This window comes from Mycobacterium sp. TY815 (assembly GCF_030755135.1).
GTDB lineage: Bacteria > Actinomycetota > Actinomycetes > Mycobacteriales > Mycobacteriaceae > Mycobacterium.
Genome location: NZ_JAUFRX010000001.1, coordinates 3487710 through 3507482, shown reverse-complemented (window position 1 = coordinate 3507482; position 19773 = coordinate 3487710). Strand labels below are relative to the sequence as shown.

Annotated in this window: 21 protein-coding genes; 7 read left to right on the top strand and 14 right to left on the bottom strand. The window is 69.3% G+C overall.

From position 1 onward, the window contains the following. The first annotated feature begins 20 nt into the window (after nucleotides 1–20). Nucleotides 21–356, top strand: a complete 336-nt coding sequence (locus tag QXK92_RS15180; RefSeq protein ID WP_306242489.1) for a DUF4229 domain-containing protein — start codon at nucleotides 21–23, stop codon at nucleotides 354–356. A gap of 3 nt (nucleotides 357–359) precedes the next feature. Here QXK92_RS15180 and fabH read toward each other — a convergent pair whose 3' ends face one another. Together fabH and QXK92_RS15170 are read right to left on the bottom strand one after the other, a co-directional pair. Beyond that, nucleotides 360–1373 carry a beta-ketoacyl-ACP synthase III gene (gene fabH / locus QXK92_RS15175; RefSeq protein ID WP_306242487.1) on the bottom strand — a complete coding sequence of 338 codons (1014 nt, stop codon included), beginning with the start codon at nucleotides 1371–1373 and terminating at the stop codon, nucleotides 360–362. Between the two features lie 61 nt (nucleotides 1374–1434). After that, entirely contained in the window at nucleotides 1435–2313 is an 879-nt protein-coding gene (locus QXK92_RS15170) for a 1,4-dihydroxy-2-naphthoate polyprenyltransferase (RefSeq protein WP_306242485.1), read from the bottom strand. 34 nt (nucleotides 2314–2347) lie between these two features. Between QXK92_RS15170 and QXK92_RS15165 the strand changes: the two genes are divergently transcribed. Together QXK92_RS15165 and QXK92_RS15160 are read left to right on the top strand one after the other, a co-directional pair. Further along, the gene (locus tag QXK92_RS15165) at nucleotides 2348–3124 is read left to right on the top strand and encodes an S-methyl-5'-thioadenosine phosphorylase (protein WP_306242483.1); all 777 of its coding nucleotides are present in this window, start codon (nucleotides 2348–2350) and stop codon (nucleotides 3122–3124) included. Beyond that, nucleotides 3121–4152: an NAD(P)-dependent oxidoreductase gene (locus tag QXK92_RS15160; RefSeq protein ID WP_306242482.1), complete on the top strand. Its 1032-nt coding sequence runs from the start codon at nucleotides 3121–3123 to the stop codon at nucleotides 4150–4152. The genes QXK92_RS15165 and QXK92_RS15160 overlap by 4 nt, the downstream gene beginning before the upstream one ends. A gap of 4 nt (nucleotides 4153–4156) precedes the next feature. On the opposite strand, the gene QXK92_RS15155 is transcribed toward QXK92_RS15160, so the two are convergent. Next, nucleotides 4157–5674, bottom strand: a complete 1518-nt coding sequence (locus tag QXK92_RS15155) for a hypothetical protein (protein ID WP_306244443.1) — start codon at nucleotides 5672–5674, stop codon at nucleotides 4157–4159. Nucleotides 5675–6130: 456 nt separating this feature from the next. Here QXK92_RS15155 and QXK92_RS15150 point away from each other — a divergent pair, with 456 nt between their 5' ends. The 3 genes from QXK92_RS15150 to QXK92_RS15140 are packed head-to-tail and all read left to right on the top strand — an operon-like array spanning nucleotide 6131 to nucleotide 9693. After that, nucleotides 6131–8350, top strand: coding sequence for a hypothetical protein (locus tag QXK92_RS15150; RefSeq protein WP_306242480.1), 2220 nt, complete (start codon nucleotides 6131–6133; stop codon nucleotides 8348–8350). A 27-nt stretch (nucleotides 8351–8377) separates the two neighbouring features. Next, the gene (locus QXK92_RS15145; protein ID WP_306242478.1) at nucleotides 8378–9028 is read left to right on the top strand and encodes a glycosyltransferase family 2 protein; all 651 of its coding nucleotides are present in this window, start codon (nucleotides 8378–8380) and stop codon (nucleotides 9026–9028) included. Then, on the top strand, nucleotides 9025–9693 hold the full coding sequence (locus QXK92_RS15140) for a DUF2064 domain-containing protein (protein WP_306242476.1): 669 nt from the start codon (nucleotides 9025–9027) through the stop codon (nucleotides 9691–9693). The genes QXK92_RS15145 and QXK92_RS15140 overlap by 4 nt, the downstream gene beginning before the upstream one ends. Here QXK92_RS15140 and QXK92_RS15135 read toward each other — a convergent pair. The 8 genes from QXK92_RS15135 to QXK92_RS15100 all read right to left on the bottom strand — a co-directional run bounded on the left by QXK92_RS15135 (nucleotide 9680) and on the right by QXK92_RS15100 (nucleotide 16147). Further along, nucleotides 9680–11032 carry a hypothetical protein gene (locus QXK92_RS15135; protein ID WP_306242474.1) on the bottom strand — a complete coding sequence of 451 codons (1353 nt, stop codon included), beginning with the start codon at nucleotides 11030–11032 and terminating at the stop codon, nucleotides 9680–9682. The two genes, QXK92_RS15140 and QXK92_RS15135, sit on opposite strands and share 14 nt — an antisense overlap. Nucleotides 11033–11059: 27 nt before the next feature. Further along, a complete protein-coding gene (gene menE, locus QXK92_RS15130) occupies nucleotides 11060–12130 on the bottom strand; it encodes an o-succinylbenzoate--CoA ligase (RefSeq protein WP_306242472.1) in 1071 nt (356 codons plus the stop codon). A gap of 68 nt (nucleotides 12131–12198) precedes the next feature. Then, nucleotides 12199–12507: a DUF3349 domain-containing protein gene (locus tag QXK92_RS15125; RefSeq protein ID WP_306242470.1), complete on the bottom strand. Its 309-nt coding sequence runs from the start codon at nucleotides 12505–12507 to the stop codon at nucleotides 12199–12201. 61 nt (nucleotides 12508–12568) lie between these two features. After that, a complete protein-coding gene (locus QXK92_RS15120) occupies nucleotides 12569–12856 on the bottom strand; it encodes a hypothetical protein (RefSeq protein WP_306242468.1) in 288 nt (95 codons plus the stop codon). Then, entirely contained in the window at nucleotides 12853–14115 is a 1263-nt protein-coding gene (locus tag QXK92_RS15115) for an inorganic phosphate transporter (RefSeq protein ID WP_306242466.1), read from the bottom strand. The genes QXK92_RS15120 and QXK92_RS15115 overlap by 4 nt, the downstream gene beginning before the upstream one ends. A gap of 118 nt (nucleotides 14116–14233) precedes the next feature. Next, on the bottom strand, nucleotides 14234–14620 hold the full coding sequence (locus QXK92_RS15110; protein ID WP_306242465.1) for a VOC family protein: 387 nt from the start codon (nucleotides 14618–14620) through the stop codon (nucleotides 14234–14236). A 9-nt stretch (nucleotides 14621–14629) separates the two neighbouring features. Then, the gene (locus tag QXK92_RS15105; RefSeq protein WP_306242463.1) at nucleotides 14630–15250 is read right to left on the bottom strand and encodes a maleylpyruvate isomerase family mycothiol-dependent enzyme; all 621 of its coding nucleotides are present in this window, start codon (nucleotides 15248–15250) and stop codon (nucleotides 14630–14632) included. A gap of 15 nt (nucleotides 15251–15265) precedes the next feature. Then, nucleotides 15266–16147, bottom strand: a complete 882-nt coding sequence (locus QXK92_RS15100) for an SDR family oxidoreductase (RefSeq protein WP_306242461.1) — start codon at nucleotides 16145–16147, stop codon at nucleotides 15266–15268. A gap of 152 nt (nucleotides 16148–16299) precedes the next feature. Between QXK92_RS15100 and QXK92_RS15095 the strand changes: the two genes are divergently transcribed. Further along, entirely contained in the window at nucleotides 16300–17673 is a 1374-nt protein-coding gene (locus tag QXK92_RS15095) for an HNH endonuclease signature motif containing protein (RefSeq protein WP_306242459.1), read from the top strand. A 24-nt stretch (nucleotides 17674–17697) separates the two neighbouring features. Here the strand turns inward: QXK92_RS15095 and QXK92_RS15090 are convergent, their stop codons facing one another. Genes QXK92_RS15090 through QXK92_RS15080 form a run of 3 tightly spaced genes read right to left on the bottom strand, consistent with a single transcriptional unit; the run spans nucleotide 17698 to nucleotide 19726 of the window. After that, nucleotides 17698–18600: a 1,4-dihydroxy-2-naphthoyl-CoA synthase gene (locus QXK92_RS15090; protein ID WP_306242457.1), complete on the bottom strand. Its 903-nt coding sequence runs from the start codon at nucleotides 18598–18600 to the stop codon at nucleotides 17698–17700. Then, nucleotides 18597–19283 (bottom strand): hypothetical protein, encoded by a 687-nt coding sequence (locus QXK92_RS15085; protein WP_306242455.1) that lies wholly within the window; start codon nucleotides 19281–19283, stop codon nucleotides 18597–18599. Before QXK92_RS15085 ends, QXK92_RS15090 begins: the two co-directional genes overlap by 4 nt. Further along, nucleotides 19280–19726 carry a nitroreductase family deazaflavin-dependent oxidoreductase gene (locus QXK92_RS15080; RefSeq protein WP_306242453.1) on the bottom strand — a complete coding sequence of 149 codons (447 nt, stop codon included), beginning with the start codon at nucleotides 19724–19726 and terminating at the stop codon, nucleotides 19280–19282. The genes QXK92_RS15085 and QXK92_RS15080 overlap by 4 nt, the downstream gene beginning before the upstream one ends. Nucleotides 19727–19773: the final 47 nt, after the last annotated feature.

Below are 19773 nucleotides of genomic sequence, written 5' to 3'. Positions count from 1 at the left end.
CCGCGCCGTAGGCTCAAGCTGTGCCAGAAGCGCCTAACGACAAGACCGGTGACCGCTCAGCCGCCGGCCGGAGCGTCGTCGCAGTCCTGTTGTACGTGACGGCCCGGCTGCTGCTGTTCGGTGTGGTCACCGCTGCCATCTACGGACTCGCCCGTCTGGTCGGGGTGGCCGATTTCCCGCTTTTCGTTGCCGCACTGGGCGGTCTGATCATTTCGATGCCGTTGGGCATGTGGGTGTTCAGCCCGCTGCGGCAGCGCGCGACGGCGACCCTGGCGGTGGCCGGAGAGCGCCGCCGACGGGAACGCGAGCAGTTACAGGCCCGGCTGCGCGGCGAGGCCGTCACACCCGAGGAGTAGCGCTCAGTCGCTGTGCAGCGGCAGTCGCACCACCTGCGCGGCGTAGGTCAGGCCGGCGCCGTATCCGATCAGCAGGGCAAGGTCCTGCGGTTTGGCGGCTCCGGAGTCCATGAGTTCGGCGATCGCCAGCGGGATGGACGCCGCCGACGTGTTCCCGGCGTTCTCGATGTCGTTGGCGACGACGGTGTCCGGTCGCAATTGCAGGTTCTTGACCAGCAGGTCGTTGATGCGGGTATTGGCCTGGTGCGGCACGAATACGTCGATCTGGTCGGGTCCGACGCCCGCTGCCTCCAGAGCTCGCCGCCCGACGTCTCCCATCTTGAAGGCCGCCCAGCGGAACACCGCCGGACCTTCCAGCCGCACGAATGGGCGTGGGCCACTTGGGTTCTGCGCGAACGTGATCCAGTCGATGTCCTGACGGATCGCGCTGGACTGTTCACCGTCACTGCCCGCGATGGTCGGTCCGATGCCCTGGAACGGTGTCTCGCCCACCACCACCGCGGCGGCGCCGTCGGCGAAGATGAAGCAGTTGCCGCGGTCGTACATGTCGATGGTGGGGGACAGTTTCTCGGTGCCGACCACGAGCATCCTGCGGGCACCCCCGCCGCGGATCATGTTGGTCGCCGTGCTCAACGCGTAGCCGAACCCAGCGCAGCCCGCTGAGATATCGAAGCCCAGAACGTCTTTGGCGCCCAGGGCCGCCGCGACCATCGGGGCTGCCGGCGGTGTCTGCAGGAAGTGGGTGTTGGTGGTGACGATCACGCCGTCGATGTCCGAGGCACTCAGATCGGCGTTCTTGAGTGCCCGCCGGCACGCTTCGGCCGCCATCGAGGCAGCGGATTCGTCGTCAGCGGCGAACCGGCGAGTCTTGATTCCGGTGCGCGAGTAGATCCATTCGTCCGACGAATCGATGTTCTGGCAAATCTCGTCGTTGGTGACGACACGTTCGGGACGGTATGCCCCGACACTGAGCAGTCCGACGTTCGTGGGGCCACTGACCGTGGCGATCTCCGTCATTACCCGTGTCCTTCCCGCCGCCGCGGCAACTTCCCTGATGCCGCCGGGGCCGTGATCGACTCTAGGCGTGCCCGCTGTACGCCAGCGCGGCAGCCACCGCAATCGACCACACCACCATGGTCAGCCCGGTGTCACGCAGCACCGGGATCAGCTCCGGCCCGCCGCGGCCGGACCGCACCGGACTGTCGGCCCGCAAAGCCAGCGGCACGGCGATCAGCCCGGCCGCACACCACGGCGTCGCAAGCATCAGCACCAGCGTCAGCAGACCGGGGACGACCAGCAGCGTGTGATAGAGCACGCGGGTGCGGCCGTCGCCCAGGCGCACCGCCAGGGTGATCTTTCCGAACTGCGAGTCGGTCGGGATGTCCCGCAGGTTGTTGGCCACCAATACCGATGACGACAGCGCCCCGATGCCCACCGCGAGTGCCAGACCCACCCAGTCGACCCGCAGGGCCTGCGTGTACTGCGTGCCGAGCACCGCGATCAGGCCGAAGAAGACGAATACCGCGACCTCGCCCAGACCGGAATAGCCGTAAGGCCGGGACCCGCCGGTGTAGAGCCACGCCCCCAGCACCGACACGGCGCCCACCGCGATCAGCCACGGGGCGCTGACCAGGGCCAGGGCCAGTCCGGCCACGCACCCGACGAAGAGGCTCACCAGCGCCGCGGTCAGCACCGCGCGCGGGGCCGCCAGCCGCGAACCGACCAACCGCACCGGGCCGGCACGCTCGTCGTCGGTGCCGCGGATGCCGTCGGAGTAGTCGTTGGCGTAGTTGACGCCGACGATGAACGACAGGGCCACAGCCAACGCCAGCAGCGCCTTCCACCACACCGCGCCGTGCAGCCACGCGGCCGCGCCAGTGCCTGCGATCACGGGGCCTACCGCGTTCGGCAGCGTGCGCGGGCGCGCTCCAGAGATCCACTGGGCAAAACTGGCCACCACCGCATCCTGCCCTATGCATAAGATTGCGCGGGTGCTCGGAGTGATTGGCGGTACCGGCTTCTATACGTTCTTCGATTCGGACACCCGCACCGTCCGTCCGGACACCCCGTGGGGGCAACCCAGCGCCCCGATCACCATCGGCGCCGTCGGCGGGCATGAGGTCGCCTTTCTGCCGCGCCACGGCGCCAAGCACGAGTACTCGGCGCACACCGTCCCCTACCGGGCAAACCTGTGGGCGCTGCGTGCGCTGGGCGTCCGGCGGGTGTTCGCGCCCTGCGCGGTCGGCAGCCTGAACCCCCGGATCGAGCGGGGCGCGGTGGTGGTGCCCGACCAGCTCGTCGACCGCACCAGCGGCCGGGCCGACACCTATTTCGACACCGGCGGGGTGCACACCAGTTTCGCCGACCCGTACTGCCCGACGCTGCGCGCCGCGGTCACCGCCCTGCCCGACGTGGTCGACGGCGGGACCATGGTGGTGATCCAGGGGCCCCGGTTCTCCACCCGCGCGGAAAGCCAGTGGTTCGCCGCGGCCGGCTTCAGCCTGGTCAACATGACCGGGTATCCGGAGGCCATCCTCGCCCGGGAACTCGAATTATGTTATGCCGCAATAGCCTTGATTACCGACGTGGATGCCGGCGTGACCGTCGGTGAAGGCGTGAAGGGCGTCGATGTGTTCGCCGAGTTCGGGCAGAACATCGAGATGTTCAAGCAGTTGGTGCGCTCTGCGATCAGTGGCGTCGCGGCCGAGCGCACCTGCACACACTGCCTGCAGCACGCCGGGGTCCCGTTGCCGTTCGAGCTGCCATGAGGGTGCTGCTGACCGGCGCGGCCGGATTCATCGGCTCCCGGGTCGGCGCGGCGCTGAAGGCCGCCGGTCATGAGGTGGTGGGCGTCGACGTGTTGCTGCCCGCGGCGCACGGTCCGGACGCAGTCCTGCCGGAGGGGTGTCACCGGGTCGACGTCCGCGATGCCGATGCCCTCGCCCCGCTACTGGCCGGGGTCGACCTGGTGTGTCATCAGGCCGCGATGGTGGGCGCCGGGGTGAACGCCGCCGATGCGCCCGAGTACGGCGGGCACAACGATTTCGGCACAACGGTGTTGCTGGCACAGATGTTCGCCGCCGGCGTCTCGCGCCTGGTGCTGGCGTCGTCGATGGTGGTCTACGGGCAAGGCCGCTACCGGTGTGAGGAGCACGGGCCGGTCGACCCGCAGCCACGGCGGCGCAGCGACCTGGATGCCGGGAACTTCGAGCATCGCTGCCCCCACTGCGGCGAACCCGTCGGCTGGCAACTGGTCGACGAGGACGCCGCGCTGCGCCCCCGCAGCCTGTACGCGGCGAGCAAGACCGCGCAGGAGCACTACGCGCTGGCGTGGGCGGAGGCCACCGGCGGTTCGGTAGTCGCGCTGCGCTACCACAACGTCTACGGACCGGGAATGCCGCGCGACACGCCCTACTCCGGCGTGGCCGCCATCTTCCGCTCCTCGCTGGAAAAGGGAGAACCGCCGCGGGTGTTCGAAGACGGCGGTCAGATGCGTGACTTCGTGCACGTCGATGACATCGCAGCGGCCAACCTCGCCGCGATGACCGCAAGCCCGGGCGGATTCACCGCGGCCAATGTCTGCTCCGGGCGCCCCATCTCGATCCGGGAGGTGGCTGAGGCGTTGTGCCGGGCGCGGGGTGGCGACCTGTCACCCGTGGTCACCGGGCAGTACCGAAGTGGGGACGTGCGACACATCGTCGCCGACCCCGCCCGGGCGGCCGACGTGCTGGGTTTCCGGGCGGCCGTCGAACCGGAGCGGGGATTGCGCGAGTTCGCGTTCGCTCCGCTGCGGTAGCCGACTACGAGGGGTTGTTCGGGGGCCGGAAGATCTTCGGGCGCACCGGTCCGGTGGTCTCGCTGGAACGGAAGATCCGCGGCGCGGGGCCGGGCGCCGACAGCACCGTGGTGGGTGCTTCGTGCTGGGTCCGGGGAGCCCCGAACTGTGTCGTCCTGGCCTCCGACGGCGGCGGCGGAGCACCCGGGCGGGTCGGGATGGGGGCCGGGGGACGGTTGCCGGCGACCGGACGCTGAATCGGCCGCCGCCGGCGCCGCGGTTTGCGGATCTGTGCCGCGACGATGATCGCCCCGAGGATGAACAGGGACAGGCCGCACAGCGTCACGTCGAAGGTGCTGGTGATCTGCTGGGCCAGATCGTTGCCGTAGACCGGGCTGACCGACGCCGCCTGCTCGAAGCGCGGTGCCAGCACGACGCCCAGGATCACCCGGGACACCGCCAGGGTGAACACCAGCCCGCCGAGCCACGTGATCAACCGCGACCGCAGTGCCCCGGAGGCCAGTCTGACGCGTAGCCACAGCGCCAGCACCCCGGTCATCACATCGAAGGTGGCCAGCGTCAGGGAGTTGTACGGGAAGGTGGGGTAGTTCAGCATGACTGCGACCAGCAGATCGGTGATTCGCATCAGCGCCGAACCGAAGCACCAGACGACGATCAGCGTCAGGCCTTTGCGGATCGCGTTGCGCCACACCTCCCGGTCCCGGTACACCTCCGGGCCGCTGAAGAGTGTCAGCGGCATAAACAGGGCCGCTGCCGCCGCCCAGGCGAGGTACCCCTCGTAGCCCACACCCGCCGTCGAGGTGTTCTGCGCGATGCCGTGGAACGCGTCGATCTCGCGGCCGGCCGGCATGGCCCACACCAGCATGCCGGCGAGCAGCGACGAGACGCCCAGGGCGAAGATCGCGAACCGGGATGCCGGGGTGTTGCGCAGGATCCAGCGTGAGGCCACCAACACCGCTGCCAGGGCGACCACGCCGTAAACCACCGCGCTGAGAATGACCGTCGTATTACGGGTGCCGAACGCCTCCGAGCCGCCTGCGTTCTGCAGCGCATAGCGGATCCGCCAGCACAGGTTGAAGCCGGCGCTCAACGACGCGCCGAACATCGAGACGTAGCCCAGTAACCGGGCGCCGCGCAGCCAGCGTTCGTAGCGCGTCTCTTCGATGGTGGGGGTGGTCAGGGCCGGTTGCGCTGCCAGCAGTGCGCCAGCAGCGCCCAGCCAGCCGCCCGGTCCGACGCCGCCCGGCACGTGCACGGTGCCACCCGACATGATCGATTCGACGACGTCGTAACCCACGAAACCCACGACCAGCAGCAGGTAGGGAACGTTGAGGATGAGTCGCAGCCGCGCGCTCGCGCCCGTGTCCTTCTGACCGCGTGTCACCACCAGCGAGAGCAGCGACAGCAGTGTCACCGACGCGAGCAGCCCCCACCACAGCAGGCTGCTGTCGGGGACCCCCAGGCCGAAGTACAGATTCCAGGGGAACACCAGGGCGAGCAGCAGGAGCAGAAGGGCGGCCATATCGCGGAAAGCGTTGCGCCGCTGTGCGAGCGAATTGCCAGGTTGTGGGCCCTGACCTGGCCGGTTGTTACCCGGCGGGCCGGGGGCCGCCGGTCGTGCACCCACGATGGGGCCGGTCGGCGTGTCGTCGGTGTTCAGGCTCACGATGCCCCCCAGGGATCGAGGTCGGGTACTGCTGGGGCAGGTTCAGTGGTGGCACAAGGGAACCCCCTGCCGGGCCCGCTGCGTTGTTCCCTTGCGAACATATTCTCCATTCGGATGTACGGCAGTGGCTGTGAACAGGTTATGAACGTGTACGGGATCGTTGGTGAGCATCCCTAGGGGGTGGGAATCCGATTACGCTGCGCTCATGGGGGTTGCCTTAACGCCCGAATAATGGATATTGCCGACGGTACAAAGTGTAGTGAAGCCGGGACATTGCTGGTTCTGGGGTAGCCGGCCGAAGGGGAGCCGTAAATGGATGTCGTGTTGGGGGTGGCCGTCACCGGCCAGGTCGCACGCCTGGCTCTGGTAGAGGCGGCCGCCCGCGGTAGCCAGGTGCTCGACCAGTCGACGGTGGAGCTCTCGGCTGACCCTGTCGCGGACCTGACCGAAACCGTGGTCGGCACCAATCGGTTGCTGGCTGACGAAGGGCACCGGCTGGTGGCCACCCGCCTGGTGTGGTCGGACCAGTTCCGGGCCGACCAACTGCGTCAGGCGCTGGACTATGCGCGCGTTCCCAACGTCGAGGTGGTTTCGGAGTCGAAGGCGGCCGGCGCGTTGCTGGGGCCGGGACGGGCCGCTGCCGCGGTGCTGCTGATCGGTAATGAGACGGCAAGCTTCGCGGTCTCGGGGGATCCGGACTCGCCGCCGACCGTGTTGGCGTCGACGCCGGTCGAGAATGACCCGGGTGCGACGTTCGACACGCTGATGGCCCAGATTCCCGGGCAGGCCGGCAGCCCCAACGATGTGCTGGTGGTGGGCAGCTCGCCCGAGCAGACCGCGATGTTCGCCGACCACCTGCAATCCGCTTCGACGATGGGCGTGCAGATCCCGCCCGATTCCACCTTCGCGCTGGCCCAGGGTGCGGCGGCCGATGCGACGATGGCTGCTCCGGTGATACCGGCCGACGGGCCGGCCGGCGTCGCGGGTTCGTCGCTCAACGCTCCGATGGGTCAGCAGGGATTTGCCGGCGGCGGGCCCGGTGGCGCGCCCACGTCGTCCCCGGACGCGTCGGGATTGTCGGCCGGTGGCCCCGGTGGCGCGCCCACGTCGTCCCCGGACGCGTCGGGATTGTCCGCCGGTGGACCGGGTGGTGGTCCCACGTCGTCCCCGGACGCCTCCGGGTGGGCCGCGACGATGGCGCAACCGTCGCTGTCCGGCGGTGGCGGGCCCACGTCGTCCCCGGATGCGCCTGGTCTGTCGGCCGGCGGACCCGGTGGCGGTCCCACGTCCTCGCCGGATGCGTCGGGACTGGGCGCGACGATGGCGCACCCTGGCCTGGCCAATCAGGCACATGGGCACCAGGGGTTTGCCGGCGATGCGACCATGGCCGCTCCGACCGCCTCTCCGGATGCCACCATGGCGGCGCAGGTCCCGGGCGATGCCACCGCCTTCCTGGATCCCGGAGTGTCTTCGCCCGACGCCGGCCAACCTGGCGGCGGTGACGAACAGTTGGCCTATTCGCAGGCCAGCGAGTACGACATTCTTCCGGTCGACACCGATGGCTTCGGCGATTACGGGGACGGCTACGACGAGTACGACGACGGGTTCGACGAGGACGACCCCGAGGCGGCCGGCGGGAAGCCGCACAACCTCAGGCGACTGCTGATCAGCAACGCGGTGATGGGGTTCGCCGTGCTCGGGTTCGCTTCGCTGGCCGTCGCGGTGGCGGTCACCGTCCGCCCGACCGCCTCCACGCTGCCCGTCGAAGGACACCAGAACGCCCAGCCGGGCAAGTTCATGCCGCTGTTGCCGACCGAGCAGCAGGCGCCGGTGCCCCCGCCGCCGCCCGATCTGCCCACCGCAGGTTTCCAGGGCGGCAGCATTCCCGCCGTGCAGAACGTTCCGCGTCCGGCGCCCGCCGCTCCCGCACCGGTGCCCGAGCCGGCCGCCCCGGTCCCGGTTCCGGCGCCGCTGCCGGTGCCGATCTTCATTCCGCCGTACCCGGGCTGGCAGCCGGGCATGCCGACCTGGCCCATCGTGACGCCGCCGACCACGCCGCCGACGACGCAGTACACGACGCCGCCGACGACACCTCCGACGACGCCTCCCACGACTCCGCCGACCACGCCGCCGACGACACCTCCGACGACGCCACCCACGACTCCGCCGACCACGCCGCCGACGACACCTCCAACCACGCCGCCCACGACGGCGGCGACGACGCCGCCGACCACGGCGGTGGTGACTACTCCGCCCACGACGTACGCGCCGCAGCCCACCACCGCAGCCCCCGCGCCTACGACCTACGCGCCGCAGCCCACCACCGCAGCCCCGCAGCCGACGTATGCGCCGCAGCCGACGCAGGCGCCGCAGCCGACGTATGCGCCGCAGCCCACGCAGGCGCCGCAGCCGAGAACCCAGGCGCCGCAGACCCAGGCACCGCAGACCGTGGCCCCGAAGCCGCCGACGCAGCAGGCGCCCAAGCCGCCATCAGGCGGCAGCGGCGGCAGCGGCGGCAGCGGTCCCCGGTGAGCTGACCCCGCGACGTCAGGATTTCTCATGTCCGATGTGACTGTCGTACTGCCCTGCCTCAACGAAGAAGAGTCTTTGCCGGCGGTACTCGACGCCATCCCGCCCGGGTACCAGGCGCTGGTGGTGGACAACAACAGCACCGACGGCACCGCGGCGGTGGCTACCCGCCACGGCGCCCGGGTGGTCGCCGAGTCGAGGCCCGGGTACGGCGCTGCCGTTCATGCGGGTGTGGTCGCCGCGACCACACCGATCGTCGCGGTGATCGACGCCGACGGCTCGATGGATCCCGGTGACCTGCCCCGGCTGGTCGCCGAGCTGGACCGTGGAGCCGACATGGTGACCGGGCGACGCCGCCCGGTGCCCGGCCTGCACTGGCCGTGGGTAGCCCGGGTGGGCACCGTGGTGATGAGCTGGCGGCTGCGCACCCGCCACCGGTTGCCGGTGCACGACATCGCGCCGATGCGGGTGGCCCGGCGTCAGGCGCTGCTGGATCTGGGCGTCGAGGACCGGCGATCGGGCTACCCGCTGGAACTTCTGGTTCGCGCCGCGGCCGCGGGCTGGCGGGTGGTCGAACTCGACGTCAGCTACGGCCCGCGCACCGGCGGCAAATCCAAGGTCAGCGGATCCCTGCGGGGCAGCATCACCGCGATCCTGGACTTCTGGAAGGTGATTTCGTGACTGTGCCGGTCACTGTCCTGGTGGTCGCCAAAGCCCCCGAGCCCGGACGCGCCAAGACCCGGCTGGCCGCGACGGTCGGCGATCATATGGCCGCCGAGATCGCCGCCGCCGCGCTGCTCGACACGCTGGACGCGGTGGTCGCGGCGCCGGTGGCCGCCCGGGTGGTGGCCCTGACCGGTGACCTGGACAACGCTGCCGCATCGGCCGAGATCCGGGAGCGGCTCGGCGCGTTCACCGTCATCGGACAGCGCGGCGACGATTTCGCCGACCGTCTGGCCAACGCGCACGCCGACGCCGGCACCGCCGGCTACCCGGTGCTGCAGATCGGGATGGACACGCCGCAGGTGAGCGCGCAACTGCTGTCCGAGTGCGCCCGCACGCTGACCGAGTCGATGGCGGTGCTGGGAATGGCGCTCGACGGTGGCTGGTGGGTGCTCGGGGTGCAGGATCCGGCTGCCGCTCAGTGTCTGCGGGGTATCCCGATGTCGCAGTCCGACACTGGTGACCTGACGTGTAAAGCCCTGCGGGACAATGGGATTGATGTGGCTATGGTGCAGCCGCTGGCCGACATCGACGTGATCGAGGACCTCGCCGCGATGCGTCAGGCGTGTGAGCCGGGCAGCCGCTTCGCCCGCATCACCGAGGGCGTGGCTACCAGTTCGTGAAGATGATGCTGTTCAGCACCAGCGCCCCGGCGGCGTTGACGGCCAGCCAGGCCCGGTGGGAGCGCACCGGTAGCAGCGCCGGTGCGGCGGTGAGCCACACGGTGAACGGCAGCCAGATCCGCTCGGTCTCGGCCTTGCTCAGCATGCTCAGGTCGGCGCAGATGACCGCCGCCAGCGTCGCCAGCAGCAGCAGGTGCAGGCCGGAGCGTCGCCGGACGGCGGCGGCGTCGAACACCCTGGTGATGCCTGCCACCGACCCGAACCCGATCGAGCACACCACGCACGCCAGGTTGGCCCAACTCCAGTACTGGAACGGCCGGTCCTTGGCGATGCCCTGCCAGTAGCGCTGCTGCACCAGGGTGTAGCCGTCGAACCAGTAGAACCCTGCGACGGCGAAGGTGGCCGCCACGGCCACCGCGGCCAGCACGGCCGGCCCCAGCGCGCGGAGCGCCGCCCGCCAGTCGGCCGCCGAAAGCAGCACCGCAAGGGCCGGCAACCCGATCAGCACCAGGCCGTAGCTGAGGAAGATCCCCCAGCCCAGGACCAGCCCGGCGGCCGAGCCAACCAGCGCCGGAAACCGGACGCCGCCGTGCACTGCCAGCGCCAGCAGCGCGATGCCCCAGGACGCGACACCGGCGAAGTAGCCGTCGGCCGACACCGCGATCCAGATTGCTGTCGGGGCCACCGCGACGAACGGGGCTGCGCGGCGTGCGGTCCGCTCACCGGCCAGTGCGCGGACGGCGACCAGCACGGCCGCCGCGGCGCTGGAACCCACCAGCAGGCACCACAGCCCGGCCCAGGCTCCGCCGTGCAGGCCGATCCGGTCCAGCCACACGAAAGTCAGCAGCGCGCCCGGCGGGTGACCGGAGACGTGCGTGGTCCAGGAATGCGGCTGGAAGTCGACGATCCGGCTCGCGAAGGTCCGCAGTGTCGCCGGGATGTCGGTGATCCCCGGCACCTCATAGAGGTATTCGTCCCGGGTCGTCAGGCGGCCCGCGAAGCCGCGTTGCCAGCCGTCGATCATCGCCAGCGAAAACGCCCACGCGGCCGCGGTTGCCCAGCTGCCGGCCAGCAGGACACGCCAGGAAAGACGTTGTGCCGCAACGGGACCCCACAACACCGTGGCGGCCGCGATGACGATCGCCGCCGCGGTGCCCCATCCGAAATGGATGTCCCAGTAGCCGAAGATCGGCGCGGCGCCGGCGCGCATCGCGAACCGCTCCAGCCCGATATCCGACCGTGGCTTGACGCCCACGTTCATCCGGGGCAGCACGAACGCGGCAGCCACCAGCACGGCCGCGGTCGCGACCGCCAGTGTTTCCCGGCGCGCGATCTTCACACCAGCAGCCTATTGAAAGAAAGCAGCCTATTGACCGAAGCGCCGCGCCAGCGCCCGGCGGTCGACCTTGCCGATGCCGCGGCGCGGCAGCTCGGAGACCACCTGCAACTCCCGGGGTGCGGCCGTGGCGTCCAGCGTCAGCCCGACGTGGTCGCGCAGCTCCTGCAGCGTCGGCGCGCAGAATCCGGCGCGGAGCACGACCGCCGCGGCGACCCGCTGGCCCAGCCGGGGATCGTCGAGCCCGAAGACGGCGCAGTCGGCTACTGCGGGATGGGTGAACAGCGCCGCCTCGACCGGTCCCGGCAGGACGGTCAGTCCGCCGGTGCTGATCGCATCGTCCACCCGGCCCAGCACCGTCAGGACACCCGAATCATCCAGGGATCCAAGGTCGTCGGTGACGAACCAGCCCGCGTCGAACGGGTCCGGATCGACCGGGTTGCGATAGCCCTTGGCCAGCGTGACGCCGCCCAGCGCGATGCGGCCCTTGTCGCGGATTTGCAGTTTCACCCCGTCCAGCGGGACGCCGTCATAGACGCAGCCGCCCGCGGTCTCGCTCATTCCGTAGGTGCGTACCACCGTGATGCCGGCCGCGGTGGCGGCCTCGAGCACCGGTTTGGGAGCGGGCCCACCGCCCAACAGGATCGCGTCCAATTCCGCCAGCGCAACTGTGGCGGCCGGGTCGGCCAGCGCCTTCGCCAGCTGGGCCGCAACCAGCGACGTGTACCGCCGCCCCGAGCCCAAACGTTTTACCGCGCTGGGTAATTCGTTTACATCGAAGCCGGCCGAGACATCCAGCTCGACCGGTTCCGAGCCTCCGAGCAGACTGCGGATCAGCACCTGCAGCCCCGCGATGTGGTACGGCGGTATGGCCAGCAGCCAGCGCCCCGGTCCGCCGAGTCGACGGTAGGTCGCCGACGCGCTCGCGCGCAGCGCGGCCGCCGTCAACAACGCCCCCTTGGGTGCGCCGGTGGTCCCCGACGTCGTCACCACCAGGGCGACGTCGTCGTCGATCTCCTCACCGACCCGCAGGCCGCGCACCGCGGACTCGAAGCCGTGCTCCGGCGCGGCGACCAGTGCGGAATCCGTGCCGTCGAGCACCCGCTGCAGCGCGGGTAGCAGCTGCCGGGTCGCCGAACCCGGTGAGACACTCAGTGCCCGCAGGGTGGCTATGCGTGGTCTCCGTTGTCGCGCATGTCGTCGAGGGGCCAGCCCTGGGCGGCCAGCCGCTTCCGGACGCGCTCGACGTCGTCCGGTGCGGGCAGTTCGTCGGTGAGCTGAGTGATCGCGACGCCGATGTCGATCTTGTCGATGTTGAATTCACCGCGCCGCATCAGCTCGTTGGCCACCGTGACGATCTCGTCGTTGGTCAAGCGGCGGGCCAGCAACGCCAGCACGGCAAAGGAATCCGTCGGCGGAATGCCGTCCGGATACCCCGCTCGCAGCCACGAGACGATCGAACTGAGAAAACGGTTCATTGTGCGATCAACTTACCCCCCCCGCACCAGCACAAAAACGTGGTCGATGAGGAACTCCGCGTTACGGTTTGGCGCCCAGGAACGGGTAGTGGGTGTGGTGGGCGATGAAGTCTCTGGCGATGTAGAGCACACCGAGGATGACCACCACGAGAACTACCGCGTAGATCAGCCAGGCGGCGGCAGTCAGCAACGGCCGCTGCTTGCCGGCGATCCCGTCGGCGCTCAGGCTGCCGCTGCCGACGGCCTGCAATCGGACGCCCAAGGCGAACAGCCCCGGTAGCGCGGCGCCCGCCAGCAGGCTGAAGACGAGGATCTTCACCGTCGCTCCGTAGTTGAACCAGGCGTTCATGAGGCGTTCCGGGCGGGGATCTGGCCGTCGGAGCCGTACTGACGTGCCGGCGGTGTTGGCGGTGTCGGCGGCATCGGACCGGGTGGCGGCGGTGGGGGCGGCAGCTCGTGTTCGTCGGCGCCGTCCAGACCGGCCGTCAGGTGGCCCTCCCAGTCGGCATTGACGTTCTTGTGGTCGACCTTCACCCGCCGCGACCGCAGGTAGATGGTGGCCGCGACCGCGATCAACAGCGAGAAGCCGACGATCGCGCCGGGGTAGCCGCCGATGAAGTGCACGATCCAGTAGGTGACCGCCCCGACCAGACCTGCCAGCGGCAGCGTGACCAGCCATGCGGTCGCCATTCGGCCCGCGACCCCCCAGCGGACCTCGGCGCCCGGCTTGCCCACCCCGCTGCCCAGCACCGAGCCGGTGCAGACCTGAGTGGTGGAAAGCGCGTACCCGAAGTGGGCCGACAGCAGAATGACTGCGGCCGATGATGATTCAGCTGCCATCCCTTGCGGCGACTTGATCTCGACCAGTCCCTTGCCCAGCGTGCGGATGATCCGCCAGCCGCCCAGGTAGGTACCGCCGGCCATCGCCAGCGCACAGCACACGATGACCCACAGCGGCGGCATGGACGATGTTTTGCTGACCGACCCGTAGGACATCAGGGCCAGGAAGATCACACCCATCGTCTTCTGCGCGTCGTTGGTGCCGTGTGCGAGCGAGACCAGCGACGCCGATCCGATCTGACCCCGTCGGAAGCCCGCCTCGGTGCGCGCGTCGGACGTGCCGCGGGTGATGCGGTAAACCAGCCAGGTGGCGGCGGCGCCCACGACGATCGCCAGCAGCGCGGCGATGACCGCCGGGATGAGGACCTTGGAGATCACGCCCTTCCAGATCACCCCGTGCCCGCCGACCGCCGCGATCGTCGCACCGACGATGCCGCCGATCAGTGCGTGCGAGGAACTCGACGGAATGCCGAGCAGCCAGGTGAGCAAATTCCAGACGATCCCGCCCACCAGGCCGGCGAACACCAACTCCAGCGTGACCAGGTTCGCGTCGATCAGTCCCTTGGCGATCGTCGCCGCGACGGCCGTGGACAGGAAGGCGCCGATCAGGTTCAGCACGGCGGAGAGTGCCACCGCCACCTTCGGCGCCAGTGCGCCGCTGGCGATGGAGGTCGCCATGGCGTTGCCGGTGTCGTGGAACCCGTTGGTGAAGTCGAATGCGAGTGCGGTGATCACGACGATGATCAAGAGGAACAGCTGAATGTTCACAGGCCCTGATTCTTGTGGTCGGAGTATCCCTTGTCGAACGAATGACTAGGGGAAATGCAGGAATATCGCGAGTCGTCGCCAGATGTTACCTATCAGTTCACCATCGGTTCGTTCCCGCTCACTGCCGGGTGTCCGCGCGCAGCGGATGACCTTGCGGAACCTCGATGAAAATCAGGGTGACGCCGTCGGGATCGGTCACGTGCATCTCATGCAGGCCCCACGGTTCGCGACGGGCCTCGCGGGCGATCGGCACGCCCCGGCCCCGCAGCTCGTCCTGGGTTGCCGCCAGGTCGCGCACCTGCAGCCACAGCGCCCCGGGGAACGGACCGTTGGAATGGTCCGGTTCGCCGAAGCCGGCCAGTTCCAGCAACGACTGGCCGGCGAAAAACACTGTGCCGGCGCCGTATTCACGGGCGATCGCCAGCCCGATCTCGTCGCGGTAAAAGGCCAGCGAGCGTTGATAGTCCGCCGGTCGGAGCAGCATGCGGCTTGCCAGGATCTCCATGCATCGTGTCTAGCACCGGTCGCGCAGGGTCGCCACGCCCGGGCCGGTCAGGTCGGCGCAGGCCGCAGCGCGCCCGGTCATGGCCAGCAGCAGCGATAGCAGCGGCCCTTCGACCGCCTCGCCCCGTCCGTGCCGCCAGTCCTGGTCGGTGGCGCGGAGCGCGAGACCGGAGATGCGGTTCTTGGCGCCGCTGAGCATGTTTGAGCCCTTGTAGAAGTCGATTACCTGGCGGACCGCGTCCGGCGGGTAAGCATGCGCGATGCCGAGCGGGCGCCGGATGTCCGCACCGTGAATCACGATCTCGCCCAGCCAGGAAACCTTGGGACCGGGCGGCGCCGAGGTGGAGTGAACCAGGCCACGGAAGTCGGCGAGCGTGGCGGCCGGGTCGGGGCCGCGGTGCTCCTCGAGCTGCTTACTGGAGAACTTGGAGAAGCTGAAGCCTGCCTTGGCCATGCCGGCGAAGAACTTCACCGCGGTCATCGATGCCGTGGCGGACAGGTGGGCGACGACATCGCGGATCGTCCACTTGGCGCACAGGGAGGGCGTGTCCCATTGCGCGGGGGTCAGCACGGTCAGGTCATCGGCGAGGGCGCCTCGCTCGGCGGCGATGGTGGTCCAGATGTCTGTCACGGCACCCTCCTCGGCTCAGGCGTGTTGGTTGTTGCGGGCCTGCATCAACGTGTTGACCCAGCGCGGCCCGACGGTGTTCAGGGCCTTGGCTGCGATGGCCATCCGGGGCGCTATCTGCACCGGGCGGGTGCGTGCCGCGGTGATCATCCACTGGCCCGCCTCTTCCGATGTCAGTGCCGGCATGCCTTCGTAGGCCTTGGTCGGCGCGATCATCGGGGTGGCCACCAGCGGGTAGTAGAGCGCCGTGGAGTGCACCCCCTTGGGGCCCCACTCGGTTTCGGCGATGCGGGTGACCGAGGTCAACGCCGCCTTGGACGCGTTGTACACCGAGAACAATGGTGCAGCCTCGTTGAGCACACCCCACGTGGAGACGTTGATGATGTGGCCGTCGCCGCGCTCGATCATGCCGGGCGCCAGCCCGCGCATCAGGCGCAGCGGAGCGTAGTAGTTGAGCACCATGGTGCGCTCGACGTCGTGCCAGCGTTCCAGCGATTCGGCCAGCGGCCGGCGGATGGACCGGCCGGCGTTGTTGATCAGGATGTCGATGCCACCGATGCGCTGTTCGACCTCGGCAACCAGGTTGTCGATGGCGTCCATGTCGGAGCAGTCACAGGGAATGGACAACGCCGTGCCGCCCGCGGTGGTGATCCGGTCGGCGAGATCGTCCAGCAGATCACGGCGCCGGGCGACGACGACGACGGTGGCGCCGCGCTCGGCGAACTGTTCGGCCGCCGCCTCCCCGATGCCCGACGACGCGCCGGTGAGCAGAATGCGCTTGCCCTGCAGGTCGATGGGTTTGATCGCCGGCCGGTTGAGCAGCACCTGGGGCGTCACCGGCGGGCGCATGCTGGCCAGCACGATCTGATCGGTCAAGCGGCGCAGCGGACTTTTACTCACGGTGGGAGTCTAGGCGGGCCTTCGACGGCCGCGCCGGGCGCCTGCCGGAGTAGCAGAGCGTGGACTAACAGTGCGGCGTGATGGCGTTTCTGCTTGCGCATCAACCATTTTCAGTTCCGAAGGTTGTCGGTGCCCCTTCGTAGGATTGGGGCATGCCATCGAGTTCGCCAGCGGAGATCGCCGAGGTCCTCGGCGGGCTCGAGGCATGTGCGGAGCGCTTGTGCGAGCTGACTTTTGAGGCCCCCGATACCGCGGGGCTGTTGGGCATCATCGAGGGCGTGCACCGGGTGATCCGTAAGCTGCGCGTCCCGGGCCACCGGGTCATCAACCAACTCACGACAGAGGCCACCAACGAGGAGTTGGGCGGCAACCTGGGGCAGGCATTGGCCGACCGGCTGCGGATCTCCAAAGCCGACGCGAACCGGCTGATCGCCGAGGCCGCCGACCTGGGCCCGCGCCGCGCCCTGACCGGCGAGCCGTTAGCCCCGGTGCTGCCCGCAACCGCCGCCGCGCAACGCCGCGGCCACCTCAGCGACGCCAACATCGCCGCTATCCGCAAATTCTTCGCCACACTGCCCGATGCCGTGGACGCCGCCACCCGCGACTACGCCGAACGCCAATTGGCCCTGGCCGCCAGCGGCTTTCGCCCCGACGAACTGGCCGAGTACGCCCGCGTGCTCAAAGACTGCCTCAAACCCGACGGCGACTTCCTGCCCGAGCAACCCGAGCGAGCCCGCACGCGCGGCATCACCATCGGCCGCCAGCAACCCGACGGCATGTCGCAGATCCGCGGGCTGATCACCCCCGAACTGCGCGCCACCCTGGAACCCGTCGTCGCCAAACTCGGCGCCCCCGGCATGTGCAACCCCGACGACGAACACCCCGTCACCGACGGCAAAGCGCCCGCCGACGCGGTCGACCGCGACACCCGCACCCACGCCCAACGCACCCACGACGCCCTGCACACCGGACTGCGCACGCTGCTGGAATCCACAACCTTGGGCCGCCACCACGGGCTACCCACCACCATCGTCGTCACCACCACCCTGGCCGAACTCGAAGCCGGCGCCGGACGAGCCCTGACCGCCGGAGGCACCCTGCTGCCCATGTCCGACGTCATCCGGCTGGCCTCGCCAGCCCATCACTACTTGGCCATCTTCGACAAAGACAAGACCCTGGCCCTCTACCACGGCAAACGCCTGGCCTCCCCCGAACAACGCCTGACCCTGCTGGCCAGAGACCGCGGCTGCACCCGCCCCGGCTGCACCGTGCCCGGCTACTGGACCCAGGTCCACCACCTCGAAGGCTGGATCAACACCCGCCGCACCCACATCGACGAACTAGCACTCGCCTGCCCACCAGACAACCGCCTCGTCGAACTCCACAAATACACCACCCGCCGCAACATCCACGGCATCGCCGAATGGATCCCACCCAAACACCTAGACTTTGGGCGGCCCCGCACCAACTGCATGCACCACCCGGAACGGCCCCTCACACCCGACGGGGATGACGATGTGCCGTAGCGCGGGCTTCGGCTCAGAAGTTGCTCAGAAGTAGCGCGGGAACGGGCTCCAGTCCGGCGGGCGCTTCTCCAGGAACGCGTCGCGGCCCTCGACGGCCTCGTCGGTCATGTAGGCCAGCCGGGTGGCCTCCCCGGCGAACAGCTGCTGACCCACCAGCCCGTCGTCGAGCAGGTTGAACGCGAACTTCAACATGCGTTGTGCCTGAGGCGATTTGGCGTTGATCTCGGCCGCCCACTGCACCGCAACCGCTTCCAGCTCGCCGTGGTCGACCACGTCGTTGACCGCCCCCATGTGGTGCATCTGCTCGGCGGTGTACGTCCGGCCCAGGAAGAAGATCTCGCGGGCGAACTTCTGGCCCACCTGACGGGCCAGGTACGCGCTGCCGTAGCCACCGTCGAAGCTCCCGACATCGGCGTCGGTCTGCTTGAAGCGGGCGTGCTCGCGGCTGGCCAGGGTGAGGTCGCAGACCACGTGCAGACTGTGACCGCCACCGGCGGCCCAGCCGTTGACCAGGCAGATCACCACCTTCGGCATGAACCGGATGAGCCGCTGCACCTCGAGGATGTGCAGCCTGCCGGCCCGCGCGGCGTCGACCGTGTCGGCGGTCTCGCCGCTGGCGTACTGGTAGCCGCTGCGCCCGCGGATGCGCTGGTCCCCGCCGGAGCAGAACGCCCAGCCGCCGTCCTTGGGTGAGGGCCCGTTGCCGGTCAGCAACACCACGCCGACGTCCGATGACATCCGCGCGTGGTCGAGCACCCGGTAGAGCTCGTCGACCGTGTGCGGCCGGAATGCGTTGCGCACCTCGGGACGGTCGAACGCCACCCGCACCGTCGCGTCGCGCACATGGCGGTGATAGGTGATGTCGGTCAGATCGTCGAAGCCATCGACGAGTCGCCACTGTGCGGCGTCAAAAGGGTTGTCACTCAAGGCTCTTGAACTCCATCCTGGTCGATGGTCCGCTCGCCGCAACTGATCGTCTGGGCGGTCGTCACCACGGGGTCGTGCGCTGACGCGGCCGTCAGGGTATCGGATGCACCCGTGGCGGCCCACAGCCCGTTGAGGTCGATCTCGGTGCGTCGCACGGTCCACCGACCGCCGCTGTCCAGCGCCTGCAGTGCCACGAGGTGACGTTCACCGCCGAAGTCGCCGCAGCCCACGCCGGTGCCGTTGCCCGCCAGATTCTCCAGGTCGAACACGAACGGCCTGCCATAGTGACTATCGACGACGGTTTGCAAGCGGCACTCGGCGAAGGTGTACAGCGGGGCGCTGCGGCCCAGGCTGGCGATCACCTGATGCCCGTTCTGCACGTCAATCGCTAACGCGCGCAACGGTATCGGGCTGGCGGAAACAATCGGGACATCGCTGTCGGCCCCGCTGGCGGTGGCGATCCCGACGGCGCGCGTCATGGCGCCCTCCGGTCCTTGCCACTTGCCGACCCACAGGGTGTCGGGCAGGCCGTCCCCGTCGACGTCGCCGATCTGTCGGGTAGCGGCGCCGGGCGGGGGAGGGGTGCCGCCGGCCGGGCACCCCGGTGCGGCCGTCGCGCGCGGCACCCCGGCCATGCAGAAGGCCGCGGCGAGCGTAGCGGTGACCAGTACACGCAGCGTCATGTGTCGAAGCGGAATACGGCGCAGCGCCCGGCGAGTGCCTCGAACTCGTCAGGACGGCCGTCCTGGACGAGGCCGGAACGCTTCATGAATCCCACGCCGGTCGGCACCTCGGTGGGGAACGCCCGCAGCACCGGTCTGGCGTCGGCGGCGGAGAGTTCGACCAGTCGGACACGTTCGCTCTGGCGCCCGCGGGTGAGCGTGACTTCGCCTGCGGCCCTGACGTTTTGGACCCAGTCGGCGCCCGGGAACCCGGCCACCACGTACTGCTTGCCGTCCAAGGTCATCGGCGTAATGGGTGTCGAGCGCGGCTTGCCGGACTTTCGGCCCGGCACGGTCAACACCACCGGACTCTCTCCGCCGAAGTTCATGCCCAGCTTCGACATCTGGATGAACACCTTGTTCAGCGGCTTGAGCCACCAGGGTGGCTTGATGTGCTCGCTCATGTTCGCCAGCGTAGCCACCGTGGCGTCGCCGAATGTGCGGCCAGCTT

What these genes read in the sequence shown, in the direction of transcription:
- fabH (WP_306242487.1), bottom strand. Translation starts at nt 1,373, where the DNA reads ATGACGGAGATCGCCACGGTCAGTGGCCCCACGAACGTCGGACTGCTC.
- QXK92_RS15160 (WP_306242482.1), top strand. Translation starts at nt 3,121, where the DNA reads ATGAGGGTGCTGCTGACCGGCGCGGCCGGATTCATCGGCTCCCGGGTC.
- QXK92_RS15120 (WP_306242468.1), bottom strand. Translation starts at nt 12,856, where the DNA reads ATGAACGCCTGGTTCAACTACGGAGCGACGGTGAAGATCCTCGTCTTC.
- QXK92_RS15080 (WP_306242453.1), bottom strand. Translation starts at nt 19,726, where the DNA reads ATGAGCGAGCACATCAAGCCACCCTGGTGGCTCAAGCCGCTGAACAAG.
- QXK92_RS15095 (WP_306242459.1), top strand. Translation starts at nt 16,300, where the DNA reads ATGCCATCGAGTTCGCCAGCGGAGATCGCCGAGGTCCTCGGCGGGCTC.
- QXK92_RS15155 (WP_306244443.1), bottom strand. Translation starts at nt 5,674, where the DNA reads ATGGCCGCCCTTCTGCTCCTGCTGCTCGCCCTGGTGTTCCCCTGGAAT.
- QXK92_RS15145 (WP_306242478.1), top strand. Translation starts at nt 8,378, where the DNA reads ATGTCCGATGTGACTGTCGTACTGCCCTGCCTCAACGAAGAAGAGTCT.
- QXK92_RS15125 (WP_306242470.1), bottom strand. Translation starts at nt 12,507, where the DNA reads ATGAACCGTTTTCTCAGTTCGATCGTCTCGTGGCTGCGAGCGGGGTAT.
- QXK92_RS15150 (WP_306242480.1), top strand. Translation starts at nt 6,131, where the DNA reads ATGGATGTCGTGTTGGGGGTGGCCGTCACCGGCCAGGTCGCACGCCTG.
- QXK92_RS15110 (WP_306242465.1), bottom strand. Translation starts at nt 14,620, where the DNA reads ATGGAGATCCTGGCAAGCCGCATGCTGCTCCGACCGGCGGACTATCAA.
- QXK92_RS15085 (WP_306242455.1), bottom strand. Translation starts at nt 19,283, where the DNA reads ATGACGCTGCGTGTACTGGTCACCGCTACGCTCGCCGCGGCCTTCTGC.